The following is a 13,008-nucleotide window of genomic DNA, read 5'->3' on the forward strand; positions in this document are numbered from 1 at the left end:
CAGAGAAGGGACTCAGGCTGGCACGCCGCTGTGGAAGCGGAATTCATCGTCGGGAGAAGTAATCAATGCGGCTTCTACTTCGCCAAAGAACCGCACCCGACTACTGATATCGTCGGCAGAAACCTGCTGTGCCAGCGCCAGATAGTCTTGATAGTGCCGCGCCTCGGATCGCAGCAGCGAAAGATAAAATGCCTGTAAATCGTCATCCAAATACGGCGCCAGCGCGGCGAACCGTTCACAAGAACGCGCCTCAATGTAAGCCCCGCAAATCAGTTTGTCGATTAGCGTTAATGGCTCGTGGGTTCGCACCTCTTTAAGCATGCCTTTGGCATAACGGCTGGCGGTAATTTTGACGTAGGGAATGTTGCGGCTCATCATCGCCTCACGCACCTGCCAGAAGTGGTGCAGCTCTTCTTTGATCAGCAAAACCATGCTGTCGATCAGCTTGCGCCCCCACGGGTCGTCAGTTTGCGGCATTACGCTTTTGCTTATCTGTTTATTCAGCGCGATAAAATCCGGTTCATCCCCTTCTCTGAAAGCATACGCTTCATAGGGTTTCAGCCAGTCCAGTAGCGCCTGCGATCCCTGTTTATCTGCAACATACTTACGCACCAGCAGCATGGCCGTTTGCGCCGCTTTCAGCTCGCAGACGAGATGATCCGTCAGTAACAGAGGGAGATTCGCCGGGGCTCGCGCTTTATCAAGCCAGGCCTGGGGCGTTTTACAGTGCAGGAAGTTGTGGATCGGGGAGAGTATTTGCAGGTAATCCATACGTTATCCTTGGCCTACGGCAGCAGACGCTACCGTAGGTCAGCAGATGACTTAGTGACGCACGCCGTCATCATCTTCGTCGACGAGGTCTTCATCGTCGCCGTCTTCACCTTCTTCGCCGTTCGGGTCTTCAAAATAGGTGCCCCAACCGTCGTATTCCACATCAAATTTTTCAGCCAGGTTCATCAGTTGCTCAACCTGAGCGTCGATCAACTCGGCATTCAGAGCACATTCGCTCAGGATGTCACAGCAAATAACCGTGTCGCCCTCTTCCACTTCCAGCTCTTCCGGCTCGGTCACTTCATAACCCAGCTTGAAGGCTTCTACTGCCGCTTTTTCCAGGGTTTCAAAGTCGTCCGCGGAAAGGTGATGCTCGATGGTGTACAGCGCGTCTGGATCGCTGCCATCTTCGAGTAACTCTTCAATAATCAAGCGCGTTTCTTCACGCTGTTCTTCCAGTAGTTCCGGGTTTGCCATGGCTCATTCCTCATAATGTCCTGCCGATACTCTTATTGTCACATACCGCTGTCATTGCCTCCACCTTTCCAGGAAAGATTTGTTAAACAAGGTTGCAAATGAATAAACATCCATATAAATTGAATTTTAATTCAATAAATGGCCTAAGCCATGTGAGGGAACTATGTCTGCGTTTTATCAGAAACATTTTTTGAAACTGCTTGATTTCACCTCTGCTGAACTCACGTCACTGCTCCAGCTCGCCGCGCAGCTCAAGACGGATAAGAAAAACGGTACCGAGGTCGCTAAACTCACCGGTAAAAACATCGCGCTCATCTTCGAAAAAGACTCAACCCGCACCCGTTGCTCTTTCGAAGTTGCCGCATACGATCAGGGCGCACGCGTGACGTATCTCGGGCCGAGCGGCAGCCAGATTGGTCATAAAGAGTCGATCAAAGACACCGCCCGCGTACTCGGTCGTATGTACGACGGTATTCAGTATCGGGGCCACGGTCAGGAAATTGTCGAGACACTGGCGGAATATGCCGGAGTTCCGGTCTGGAACGGATTAACCAACGAATTTCACCCTACCCAACTGCTGGCGGATTTACTCACGATGCAGGAACACCTGCCGGGTAAAGCGTTTAATGAGATGGTGCTGGTCTACACCGGCGATGCCCGCAACAATATGGGCAATTCCATGCTGGAAGCCGCTGCGTTAACCGGACTGGATCTGCGCCTGGTCGCGCCCCAGGCCTGCTGGCCGGAGGAAAGCCTCGTTGCGGAGTGTAAAGCGCTGGCAGAGAAAAACGGCGGCAATATAACGCTAACCGAAGATGTCGCCACGGGCGTGAAAGGCGCGGACTTCATCTATACCGACGTCTGGGTATCGATGGGCGAAGCGAAAGAGAAATGGGCCGAACGTATTGCGCAACTGCGTAAGTACCAGGTTAATAGCGCGATGATGGCGTTGACCGGCAATCCGCAGGTGAAATTCCTGCACTGCCTGCCCGCGTTCCATGACGATCAAACCACGCTTGGCAAACAAATGGCGCAGGAATATGGTCTGCACGGCGGCATGGAAGTGACCGACGAGGTGTTTGAGTCACCCGCCAGTATCGTATTTGATCAGGCGGAAAACCGAATGCACACCATCAAAGCGGTGATGGTCGCGACGCTTTCCAAATAATAGCGTTGCGCGATTGAATTGCCGGATGGCGATGCTGACGCACCCTATCCGGCCTACCATCATGCTTCCGTAGGCCGGATAAGTCGCACCCGGCAAACCGGTTTATGCTACCCGCATTTTCACCACGGCTTTGCGTACCAGCGCCGGAGCGCCGACCGCGCACAGCGGTTTATGCACTTCACCCGGATAAAAGACGACGAAGTCACCTTCATTCAGCACCACCGTTTTCTCCTGTTCGCCTTCCGGCAGGAAGGCGATATCTTTATCCGCCAGCCAGTCAGTTTCCGGTGCGCCCGCAGGCTGCGTGCTGAAAGTCATGCCTTCCTGACCTTTGAGCAGGATCTGAATATCCAGATAGCGAGCGTGATATTCGGCGCGGCGCTGCGCAAACGGCTCCGTCATATCTTCAGCAATCAGATAGAACAGACGTTCGCCGTCGATGTCGTGTTTACCCTTTTCCGTCGCATCCGTCACGTGCGCTTTAATGTGCTCAATCGCCTGACGCAGCTCTTCCGGCAGCCAGGCATCCAGGTTGTGAATATTGCCGACAATCATTTCAAACCCCTTAATTAAAACATCGTTTCATTTTAGTTGTTATACGAAAAAAAGGTCTGCCATACCACTGCTATTTGCCGATATTTTGCGTCAACGCATGTTTATCGCTGATGATGTTAAATAATTGCTAATAGCCAGCAACAGGTTATGCATAAACTCTGCATAACTTTCGTCTCATACTTTTCAACTCAGTCACTAACTCACTGTTATAGAAAGCTTTGTTAGAAAAACCAGCTATCGATCACAGTTTACGTCTCCTTCGTTATCTTTCTTCATCGTCATATTTATTTTGAAATAAACCTTACAGCACAAATAATAAAATAATAGATTCGCATAAAAATTCATTAAATATAGAAAAACATATAAAAATCAATGTACTATTTAATTTATTAAATATTTAGATATGTACATAAAATTAACACGGTTAAATAACAAGACATATTCCTGCGTAGTAATTCAATTATTCATATTTTTATTTTTTAAATTCTCAGAGCCATCTCATAAATTAAACAACAAATGCCAAACATCGACCTGACTGTGAAATGAATCACGTTTCTCTATCAGATAAGATCTAAATATAGATTCTGAAATCAGCTGAAAAACCATGACTGCAATAAACATTATTTGCAGGCACCTCCTCTTTATTTTTTAAAATCGTATTAAAGGAATAATGATGGAAAAGCATTATGTCGGGTCTGAAATCGGTCAATTACGTAGCGTAATGCTACATCGCCCTAACCTCAGCCTAAAAAGGCTGACGCCGTCAAATTGCCAGGAACTGCTTTTTGATGATGTTCTTTCGGTAGAACGTGCAGGAGAAGAGCATGACATTTTCGCCAACACGTTACGTCAACAGGGAATTGAGGTTCTGTTACTCACTGATTTATTGGCACAAACTCTGGATATCCCCGATGCCAAAAGCTGGCTACTGGATACACAAATTTCTGATTATCGCCTTGGCCCCGCTTTCGCCACGGATATTCGCGCCTGGCTTGCAGATATGCAGCACCGGGAGCTCGCCCGACATTTAAGCGGTGGGCTGACATACGGAGAAATTCCTGCCTCAATCAAAAATATGGTGGTCGATACTCACGATATTAATGACTTTATTATGAAGCCATTACCAAACCACTTATTTACCCGCGACACCTCATGCTGGATATATAACGGCGTATCCATTAATCCGATGGCAAAAACTGCACGTCAACGAGAAACTAATAACTTGCGGGCGATTTACCGTTGGCATCCACAATTTGCCGATGGTGATTTTATTAAATATTTCGGCGATGAAAATATTAATTACGACCACGCCACATTAGAAGGTGGAGATGTGCTGGTCATTGGTCGCGGCGCAGTTCTCATCGGTATGTCGGAACGTACCACGCCGCAGGGCATTGAGTTCCTTGCCCAGTCGCTATTTAAGCATCGCCAGGCAGAACGCGTCATCGCAGTCGAACTACCGAAACATCGCTCCTGTATGCACCTCGATACCGTCATGACCCACATCGATATCAATACCTTCTCCGTCTACCCGGAAGTGGTGCGCCCGGATGTCCAGTGCTGGACCCTGACACCAGACGGGCGTGGCGGCCTGAAACGCACCCAGGAAAGTACGCTGGTACATGCCCTCGAAAAAGCACTTGGCCTCGACCAGATCAATCTGATCACCACCGGTGGCGACGCCTTCGAAGCTGAACGCGAACAGTGGAATGACGCGAACAATGTTCTGACGCTGCGCCCCGGGGTTGTGGTGGGCTACGAACGCAACATCTGGACCAACGAAAAATACGACAAAGCAGGCATCACTGTTTTACCCATTCCTGGCGACGAACTGGGACGTGGGCGCGGCGGTGCGCGCTGCATGAGTTGCCCGCTGGAACGCGACGGTATTTAAGGAGACGTTATGGAAAACAAACCTACCCTGGTTGTGGCGCTGGGCGGCAATGCGCTACTCAAACGCGGCGAACCGCTGGAAGCCGACATCCAACGCAAGAATATTGAGCTGGCGGCAAGAACTCTCGCTCAACTCACGCAGCAGTGGCGCGTAATTCTGGTACACGGCAATGGCCCGCAGGTTGGACTTTTGGCGTTACAAAACAGTGCGTATGCCAACGTCACCCCCTATCCGCTCGATATTCTCGGCGCAGAAAGTCAGGGAATGATTGGCTATATGCTGCAACAGGCCCTGAAAAACCAGCTCCCACAGCGTGAAATTAGTGTCCTGCTGACTCAGGTTGAAGTCGATGCCCACGATCCGGCCTTCAGCAATCCCACCAAATATATCGGGCCGATTTATGACGAACCCCAGGCCCACGCGTTACAGGCGGAAAAAGGCTGGGTTTTCAAAGCCGATGGTAAAGCATTCCGCCGTGTTGTGCCCTCTCCACAACCCAAACGAATCGTGGAAAGTGACGCCATTCGCACACTGATCGCCCGCGATCATCTGGTTATCTGCAACGGCGGTGGCGGCGTACCGGTAGTGGAAAAAGCCGATGGCTACCACGGTATTGAAGCGGTGATCGACAAAGATCTCTCCGCCGCCCTGCTCGCCAAACAAATCCACGCCGATGCGCTGCTGATCCTGACCGATGCCGATGCGGTGTATCTCGACTGGGGCAAACCTACCCAGCGCCCGCTGGCCAAGGTTACGCCGGAACGGCTCGGCGAAATGCAATTCGACGCCGGTTCAATGGGCCCCAAAGTCACCGCTTGCGCGGAATTTGTCTCTCACTGTCACGGGATTGCTGGCATCGGCTCGTTGGCTGACGGTTCGGCCATTCTCGCCGGTGACAAAGGCACGCTAATTCGGCGCGAAGCCACTGATGTTAACGCTTAAGGCTTTTTTTGCTGGGTAAAGCGAAGCCTTATCCAGCCTACATAAGGATATTTTCATGACTGTTAACCTGAAAAATCGCAATTTTCTCAAATTGCTGGACTACACCCCAACGGAAATCCAGTACCTGATCGATCTGGCTATCGAGTTAAAAACGGCGAAAAAAGCCGGACGCGAAAGGCAAACGCTGGTCGGTAAAAATATCGCGCTAATCTTCGAAAAAACGTCAACTCGCACCCGCTGCGCCTTTGAAGTCGGCGCTTTCGATCAGGGCGCACAGGTGACCTACCTTGGCCCAAGCGGCTCGCAGATTGGTCATAAAGAGTCGATGAAAGATACCGCCCGCGTGTTAGGTCGCATGTATGACGGTATTGAATACCGCGGCTACGGCCAGAAGATCGTGGAAGAACTGGGGCAGTTCGCTGGTGTGCCGGTCTGGAACGGGCTGACGAATGAATTCCACCCTACGCAGATCCTCGCGGATCTGATGACCATGCTGGAACACGCCCCGGGTAAAACCTTACCCGAACTGAGCTTCGCTTACCTCGGTGACGCCCGCAATAACATGGGCAATTCCCTGATGGTCGGCGCGGCGAAAATGGGGATGGATATTCGTCTGGTCGCACCGAAATCCTTCTGGCCGGACGAGGCGCTGGTTGCCGAATGCCGTGAAATCGCCAGCGTGACGGGCGCGCGCATTACGCTCACAGAGGATGTTGAGGAAGGCGTTTACGACGTGGACTTTCTCTACACCGATGTCTGGGTTTCGATGGGAGAACCCAAAGAGGCGTGGGCAGAACGCGTCAGCCTGATGACGCCTTATCAAATTAACCAGCAGGTCATCGATGCGACCGGCAATCCCAATGTGAAATTCATGCACTGCCTGCCTGCCTTCCATAACGAGCACACCAAAGTGGGCCGTGAAATCGAAGCGGCTTACGGCCTGAAAGGGCTTGAAGTCACGGAGGAGGTATTTGAGTCAGCGCATTCCATCGTCTTCGACGAAGCAGAAAACCGGATGCATACCATCAAAGCGGTCATGGTAGCGACACTCGGCGACTAACCCCAGCGGGCATGTGTCGCATGGCGGCATATGCCCAAGCTATCCGGAGAACATCATGGGCAAATTCAAATTTCCCAGCGCGTATACCATCCTGTTTATTCTCATTGCGCTCGTCGCCGTTATGACCTGGATTGTCCCTGCCGGGAAATACCAGATGGCGATGAATGCCACCCTGGGCAAAGAAGTGCCGGTTGCCGGTACCTATGCCCCAACAGAGGCGCATCCACAAGGTTTAACGGCTGTACTGCTGGCTCCGATTGACGGGCTTTATAACCACGAAACCTACACCGCAGGCGCGATTGATGTGGCGTTGTTTGTCCTGATTATTGGCGGGTTTCTCGGCGTGGTAAACAAAACGGGCGCCATCGACGCAGGAATCGAACGCGTGACGGTCAGGCTGAACGGCAAAGAAGAGTGGATGATCCCCATCCTGATGGGACTTTTCGCCGCCGGAGGCACGATTTACGGCATGGCGGAAGAATCACTCCCTTTCTACACCTTATTGGTTCCGGTCATGATGGCTGCGCGCTTTGATCCACTGGTTGCTGCTGCAACCGTTTTGCTTGGCGCAGGCATCGGCACCCTCGGTTCAACAATCAACCCTTTCGCAACGGTTATCGCCGCTAACGCCGCCGGGATCCCCTTCACCCAGGGAATGCTGATGCGCATTCTGCTGCTGGTCGTCGGCTATGTAATCTGTGTGATATGGGTCATGCGCTATGCACGGAAAGTTCGCAGCCATCCTGAGCTTTCCATCGTGGCCGATAAAATGGAGGAAAACCGTGCCCATTTTCTCGGTAGTCGCGCCAATACCAATCTTGAATTCACGGCTACGCGTAAGTGGATCCTGCTGATATTCGCCGCCGCCTTTGCAGTGATGATTTATGGCGTCGCGGTGCTCGGCTGGTGGATGGCGGAAATATCTGGGGTTTTTCTGGCATCTGCGATTATCGTCGGCGTGATTGCCCGCATGAGTGAAGAAGCATTCACCAGTACCTTCATTGACGGGGCACGGGATCTGCTCGGCGTGGCGCTGATTATCGGCATTGCGCGCGGTATCGTCGTGGTGATGGACAACGGCATGATCACCCACACCATTTTGCACAGCGCCGAAAATTTAGTCTCCGGTCTGTCCACCACCATTTTCATCAATGTGACTTACTGGCTGGAAGTCTTGCTCTCCTTCCTGGTCCCTTCCTCGTCTGGCCTGGCGGTACTCACGATGCCCATTATGGCCCCGCTGGCTGACTTCGCCCATGTGCAAAGGGATCTGGTCGTCACCGCGTATCAATCCGCTTCCGGCATTGTGAATCTGATTACCCCCACCTCAGCGGTTGTAATGGGTGGGTTGGCCATCGCTCGTGTTCCTTATGTGCGCTACCTGAAATGGGTTGCACCACTGCTGCTAATTCTGACGGTGCTGAACATGGTTGTTCTGAGTATCGGCGCGATGCTGTAGTCCTGTTGGCCGTCGAATCCCGACGGCTTTTTTGAGCGCGCTCTCGTTTTTCTGCACAACCGCCCGTTTGAGCCGTTATTGATACTGCAAATGTGGTGAATTTCGCCATCGCATTGATACAAATGATAAATTTAGGGTGTATTTATGAAGGAATTCGATGATTACTCGACCAAAGAGCAGAAACAGTTGGCGATTTGTCAGCGCCTGATTAGCGAAAAAAGCTACCTGTCTCAGGAAGCGCTTCGCCGCGATCTACAACACCATGGTTTCACCGGGATTAGCCAGTCAACGGTATCTCGTCTGCTGAAACTGCTCGGTGCTATAAAAATAAGAAATACAAAAGGGCAAAAAATTTATTCTGTAAATCCGCAATCACGACCCGCGCCTGATGCTGCCCGATCGATTGCTGAAATGGTGGTCAGCGTGGAACACAATAGCGAGTTTATCCTCATCCACACGGCAGCAGGCTATGGTCGCGCCGTAGCCAGAATCCTCGATTATCACGCGTTGCCAGAAATTCTCGGCGTCATTGCCGGTAGCAGTATTGTCTGGGTCGCGCCGCGGGTGGTGCAGCGAACGGGCCTGATCCATAAGCAGATTAATTATCTATTCAAAATGAATTAAAATTCATAAGAACCGTTTGCGATGAATAAATAGTGCATTTTTCGCTTGATCCCATAACGGAGCTGAGTATAATCGCGGACAATTTGCCGGGAGGATGTATGGTTCAGTGTGTACGACATTTTGTCTTACCGCGTCTGAAAAAGGACGCTGGCCTGCCGTTTTTCTTTCCGTTGATCACCCATTCCGAGCCCCTCAATTGAGGGGCTTTTTTTTTGCCCAGGCGTCAGGAGATAAACATGGCTAACCCGCTCTATCAAAAACACATCATTTCCATAAACGACCTCAGCCGCGATGACCTCAATCTGGTCCTCGCGACGGCGGCGAAATTAAAAGCTAACCCGCAGCCCGAGCTGTTAAAACATAAGGTCATCGCCAGCTGCTTCTTTGAAGCGTCAACCCGCACCCGTTTATCTTTTGAAACCTCCATGCACCGTCTGGGCGCCAGCGTGGTGGGTTTCTCTGACAGCAGCAACACGTCGCTTGGCAAAAAAGGCGAAACTCTGGCCGACACCATTTCCGTCATCAGCACCTATGTCGACGCCATCGTGATGCGCCATCCGCAGGAAGGCGCTGCGCGTCTGGCAACCGAGTTCTCCGGTAACGTGCCGGTACTGAACGCCGGCGACGGTTCCAACCAGCATCCCACCCAAACGCTGCTGGATCTGTTTACCATTCAGGAAACGCAGGGCCGCCTGGACAATCTGCAAATCGCCATGGTGGGTGACCTGAAATATGGCCGCACCGTCCACTCCCTGACCCAGGCGCTGGCAAAGTTCGAAGGTAACCGCTTCTACTTCATCGCCCCAGACGCGCTGGCCATGCCGCAATACATTCTGGATATGCTGAATGAAAAAGGTATCGCCTGGAGCCTGCATGGCACTATCGAAGAGGTAATGGCGGAGGTCGATATCCTCTACATGACCCGCGTACAAAAAGAGCGTCTGGACCCGTCCGAATACGCCAATGTGAAAGCACAGTTTGTTCTGCGTGCCAGCGATCTGAACGGTGCCAGAGCGAACATGAAGGTGCTGCATCCGCTGCCGCGCATCGATGAAATCACCACCGACGTCGACAAGACGCCGCACGCCTGGTATTTCCAGCAGGCTGGCAACGGCATCTTCGCCCGCCAGGCGTTACTGGCACTGGTACTGAATAGCGAACTGGCACTGTAAGGGAGAAAAAGAGATGACACACGATAACAAACTGCAGGTTGAAGCCATCAAACGTGGCACCGTAATTGACCATATTCCCGCACAGGTTGGTTTTAAGCTGCTGACGTTGTTCAAACTGACTGAAACCGACCAGCGTATCACCATCGGCCTGAACCTGCCGTCTGGCGAAATGGGCCGTAAAGACCTGATTAAAATCGAAAATACGTTCCTGACCGACGAGCAGGTAAACCAGCTCTCCCTGTACGCTCCGCAGGCAACGGTAAACCGCATTGACGATTATGACGTGGTGGGTAAATCACGTCCGAGCCTGCCTGAACGTATCGATAACGTGCTGGTTTGCCCGAACAGCAACTGCATCAGCCATGCTGAACCAGTATCGTCCAGTTTTTCAGTGAAAAAGCGCGCTGACGACATCGTACTCAAATGCAAATACTGTGAAAAAGAGTTTTCGCATTATGTGGTGCTGGCCAACTAATTGGTGTTGGTAATGATTTCCCGGCTCCCTATAATGGCCGGGAACATTCTATTACCGCTGTAATTCAGGAGAAATCATGAGCAAGACTATCGCGACGGAAAATGCACCAGCAGCAATCGGCCCATACGTTCAGGGCGTTGACCTGGGTAGCATGGTAATCACTTCCGGTCAGATCCCGGTCGATCCGAAAACCGGTGCCGTATCGGAAGACGTGTCCGCTCAGGCGCGTCAGTCGCTGGAAAACGTACAAGCTATCGTTGAAGCAGCAGGCCTGAAAGTGGGCGACATCGTAAAAACTACCGTCTTCGTTAAAGACCTGAACGATTTCGCAACCGTAAACGCGACCTACGAAGCGTTCTTCACCGAGCACAACGCCACTTTCCCGGCGCGTTCTTGCGTGGAAGTTGCCCGTCTGCCGAAAGACGTGAAAATCGAGATTGAAGCGATCGCCGTTCGTCGCTAAGTCTTTTTGTGCCGGATGGCGGCTTCGCCTTATCCGGCCTACGCAAGCATAGTTTGCAGGCCCGGTAAGCGCGAGCGCCACCGGGCATTTATCACATCACACCAAACAGTCTCGGCAGGAACAGCGAAATCGCCGGAATGTACGTGACGATCATCAGCACCAGGAACAGCACGAAGTAGAACGGCAGCATCGCCTTCACCACCTGCTCAATTTTCTGCTTACTCACCGCACTGGCCACAAACAGCACCGACCCTACCGGCGGCGTTATCAGGCCGATCCCTAAATTCACCAGCATGATCATCCCAAAATGGACCGGATCAATGCCGAGCGCGTTGGTCACCGGTAGCAAAACCGGCGTCAAAATCAGGATCAGCGGCGCCATATCCATCAGCGTACCGATCAGCAACAGCATGATGTTAATGCACATCAGGATGACGTATTTGTTGTCCGAGATGCTGGTGAAAGCTTCGGTGATACGCATCGGCAACTGCATATAGGTCATGACGGCACCGAACGCGGCGGCAAAACCTATCAGGATCATGACGATAGTGACCGTTTTCACCGTACGGAACATCAGCTTCGGCAGTTCAGACCATTTATAGTCACGATAGATAAACATGGTGACAAAGAAGGCCCACAGACAGGCAATCGCCGCAGATTCCGTCGCGGTAAAGATACCTGACAAGATACCGCCCATGATGATCACAACGGTCATTAAGCCCCACAGCGTATCGACGAATATCTTCAGCGCCTGGCGAAACGGTACGCGCTCCCCTTTTGGATAACCGCGTTTGTGCGCAAAAGCGACGCACATCACCATCAGACTGAAGCTTAACAGCAGGCCCGGTAGGATCCCGGCGATGAACAGCGCGGCAATCGACACCGTCCCGCCCGTTGCCAGCGAGTAGATAACCGAGTTATGGCTCGGCGGCGTGAGGATCGCCTGCACCGAGCCGCTGGCAGTGACCGCTGCAGCAAAGTCGCGCGGATAACCTTTTTTATCCATCTCCGGGATCATTACCGAACCGATAGACGCGGTATCGGCCACCGACGATCCAGAAATTGCGCCAAAAAAGGTCGATGCCACAATGTTGACCAGCGACAGACCGCCGCGAATAAAGCCAACGAAAATATAGGCAAAGTTTACCAGCCGCCGCGCAATGCCCCCTTCGGCCATAATAGCCCCGGCCAAAATAAAGAACGGGATCGCCAGTAGCGAAAACTTGTTCACCCCACTGGTCAGTTGGATCATCACCGCTTCCAGCGGAATATCAATGTACCAGGCCCCAATGATGGCGCTAATGCCAACCGCGTACGCTACCGGTACCCCAATCGCCAGCATAATGCCGAGCGTAAAGACGAGAATAAATGCATCCATCTGCTTTCCTTTCTGAAATGGGGGCGGTAACTAGCTGGTCGATCCCAGCATGACAACAGGACGTTGGTACTGCGAGCCACGGCAGATCTTCTCAACGATAAACAGCAGCGTAATAGCAGAGCCAATCGGCAACGGGAGATAGTTTTGCCCGGCGCTTAAAATTGGGAATTCCGCCACGGGCTGTTCCCACAGTTCGAGGCATAGCATGGAGCCGTACCACAGAATGAACAGGCTTATCGCCATTAACATAACGTCTGCGACTACCGAGCAGTAACGGCGGGAAGATTCCCCCAGACGGTCAGTCACCATGCTTACCGCGATATGCGAACCTGCGCGATAGCTCACCGCCGCGCCAATAAAGGTGAATGTCACCATACAAAGAATGGCGACTGGCTCAGGCCATGACAGCGCGTTATTCAGGACATAACGCGCGAATATGCCAATAGGGATAATGGCGACCATAACCAATAATGCGATACCGGCAATCCACATTGACACTCGATAAAGAAAATCCATTACCGATGAATAGCATTCACCCATAATCATCACCTCGAATTAATCAAAAGACTC

At 51.9% G+C, this 13,008-nt stretch carries 17 protein-coding genes; 11 read left to right on the forward strand and 6 right to left on the reverse strand.

Going from position 1 to position 13,008, the window contains the following annotated elements; genetic code table 11:
• Window positions 1-12 precede the first annotated feature (12 nt).
• Both miaE and rraB read right to left on the reverse strand, forming a co-directional pair.
• Window positions 13-771, reverse strand: a complete 759-nt coding sequence (gene miaE, locus GFC06_RS01690) for a tRNA isopentenyl-2-thiomethyl-A-37 hydroxylase MiaE (RefSeq protein ID WP_019078254.1) — start codon at window positions 769-771, stop codon at window positions 13-15.
• 51 nt (window positions 772-822) lie between these two features.
• Window positions 823-1,248, reverse strand: coding sequence for a ribonuclease E inhibitor RraB (rraB, locus tag GFC06_RS01695; protein ID WP_016151501.1), 426 nt, complete (start codon window positions 1,246-1,248; stop codon window positions 823-825).
• Window positions 1,249-1,346: 98 nt separating this feature from the next.
• Here rraB and argL point away from each other — a divergent pair, with 98 nt between their 5' ends.
• Window positions 1,347-1,442 carry a putative translational regulatory protein ArgL gene (argL, locus tag GFC06_RS23520; RefSeq protein WP_370916541.1) on the forward strand — a complete coding sequence of 32 codons (96 nt, stop codon included), beginning with the start codon at window positions 1,347-1,349 and terminating at the stop codon, window positions 1,440-1,442.
• On the forward strand, window positions 1,412-2,416 hold the full coding sequence (gene argF / locus GFC06_RS01700; RefSeq protein WP_153689785.1) for an ornithine carbamoyltransferase: 1,005 nt from the start codon (window positions 1,412-1,414) through the stop codon (window positions 2,414-2,416). Before argL ends, argF (GFC06_RS01700) begins: the two co-directional genes overlap by 31 nt.
• A gap of 102 nt (window positions 2,417-2,518) precedes the next feature.
• On the opposite strand, the gene GFC06_RS01705 is transcribed toward argF (GFC06_RS01700), so the two are convergent.
• Window positions 2,519-2,971 carry a YhcH/YjgK/YiaL family protein gene (locus GFC06_RS01705; RefSeq protein ID WP_016151499.1) on the reverse strand — a complete coding sequence of 151 codons (453 nt, stop codon included), beginning with the start codon at window positions 2,969-2,971 and terminating at the stop codon, window positions 2,519-2,521.
• Between the two features lie 673 nt (window positions 2,972-3,644).
• On the opposite strand from GFC06_RS01705, the gene arcA reads away from it, so the two are divergent.
• The 5 genes from arcA (at window position 3,645) to GFC06_RS01730 (ending at window position 8,950) form a co-directional block, all read left to right on the forward strand.
• Entirely contained in the window at window positions 3,645-4,865 is a 1,221-nt protein-coding gene (gene arcA, locus GFC06_RS01710; RefSeq protein WP_153690719.1) for an arginine deiminase, read from the forward strand.
• A 9-nt stretch (window positions 4,866-4,874) separates the two neighbouring features.
• Complete coding sequence (gene arcC, locus GFC06_RS01715) at window positions 4,875-5,807, forward strand: carbamate kinase (protein WP_153689786.1); 933 nt, start codon at window positions 4,875-4,877, stop codon at window positions 5,805-5,807.
• A 55-nt stretch (window positions 5,808-5,862) separates the two neighbouring features.
• The gene (argF, locus tag GFC06_RS01720; protein ID WP_153689787.1) at window positions 5,863-6,867 is read left to right on the forward strand and encodes an ornithine carbamoyltransferase; all 1,005 of its coding nucleotides are present in this window, start codon (window positions 5,863-5,865) and stop codon (window positions 6,865-6,867) included.
• Between the two features lie 55 nt (window positions 6,868-6,922).
• Complete coding sequence (locus GFC06_RS01725; protein ID WP_047414703.1) at window positions 6,923-8,326, forward strand: YfcC family protein; 1,404 nt, start codon at window positions 6,923-6,925, stop codon at window positions 8,324-8,326.
• A gap of 144 nt (window positions 8,327-8,470) precedes the next feature.
• The gene (locus tag GFC06_RS01730) at window positions 8,471-8,950 is read left to right on the forward strand and encodes an arginine repressor (RefSeq protein ID WP_047499901.1); all 480 of its coding nucleotides are present in this window, start codon (window positions 8,471-8,473) and stop codon (window positions 8,948-8,950) included.
• Here the strand turns inward: GFC06_RS01730 and GFC06_RS01735 are convergent.
• A complete protein-coding gene (locus GFC06_RS01735; RefSeq protein ID WP_085951096.1) occupies window positions 8,947-9,069 on the reverse strand; it encodes a hypothetical protein in 123 nt (40 codons plus the stop codon). The genes GFC06_RS01730 and GFC06_RS01735 overlap by 4 nt on opposite strands.
• Between GFC06_RS01735 and pyrL the strand changes: the two genes are divergently transcribed.
• The 4 genes from pyrL to ridA all read left to right on the forward strand — a co-directional run bounded on the left by pyrL (window position 9,049) and on the right by ridA (window position 11,060).
• The gene (gene pyrL, locus GFC06_RS01740; protein WP_003025819.1) at window positions 9,049-9,150 is read left to right on the forward strand and encodes a pyr operon leader peptide; all 102 of its coding nucleotides are present in this window, start codon (window positions 9,049-9,051) and stop codon (window positions 9,148-9,150) included. The two genes, GFC06_RS01735 and pyrL, sit on opposite strands and share 21 nt — an antisense overlap.
• Before the next feature lie 36 nt (window positions 9,151-9,186).
• Window positions 9,187-10,122 (forward strand): aspartate carbamoyltransferase, encoded by a 936-nt coding sequence (gene pyrB / locus GFC06_RS01750; protein ID WP_016151493.1) that lies wholly within the window; start codon window positions 9,187-9,189, stop codon window positions 10,120-10,122.
• Window positions 10,123-10,135: 13 nt separating this feature from the next.
• The gene (gene pyrI, locus GFC06_RS01755) at window positions 10,136-10,597 is read left to right on the forward strand and encodes an aspartate carbamoyltransferase regulatory subunit (RefSeq protein WP_153689788.1); all 462 of its coding nucleotides are present in this window, start codon (window positions 10,136-10,138) and stop codon (window positions 10,595-10,597) included.
• A gap of 76 nt (window positions 10,598-10,673) precedes the next feature.
• Window positions 10,674-11,060 (forward strand): 2-iminobutanoate/2-iminopropanoate deaminase, encoded by a 387-nt coding sequence (gene ridA / locus GFC06_RS01760; protein ID WP_016151491.1) that lies wholly within the window; start codon window positions 10,674-10,676, stop codon window positions 11,058-11,060.
• A gap of 91 nt (window positions 11,061-11,151) precedes the next feature.
• Here ridA and GFC06_RS01765 read toward each other — a convergent pair whose 3' ends face one another.
• Together GFC06_RS01765 and GFC06_RS01770 are read right to left on the reverse strand one after the other, a co-directional pair.
• Window positions 11,152-12,438 carry a TRAP transporter large permease gene (locus GFC06_RS01765; RefSeq protein WP_016151490.1) on the reverse strand — a complete coding sequence of 429 codons (1,287 nt, stop codon included), beginning with the start codon at window positions 12,436-12,438 and terminating at the stop codon, window positions 11,152-11,154.
• A gap of 30 nt (window positions 12,439-12,468) precedes the next feature.
• Complete coding sequence (locus GFC06_RS01770; RefSeq protein ID WP_047499903.1) at window positions 12,469-12,978, reverse strand: TRAP transporter small permease; 510 nt, start codon at window positions 12,976-12,978, stop codon at window positions 12,469-12,471.
• Between the last annotated feature and the right edge of the window lie 30 nt (window positions 12,979-13,008).

It is taken from the genome of Citrobacter braakii (assembly GCF_009648935.1).
Taxonomy (GTDB): domain Bacteria; phylum Pseudomonadota; class Gammaproteobacteria; order Enterobacterales; family Enterobacteriaceae; genus Citrobacter; species Citrobacter braakii.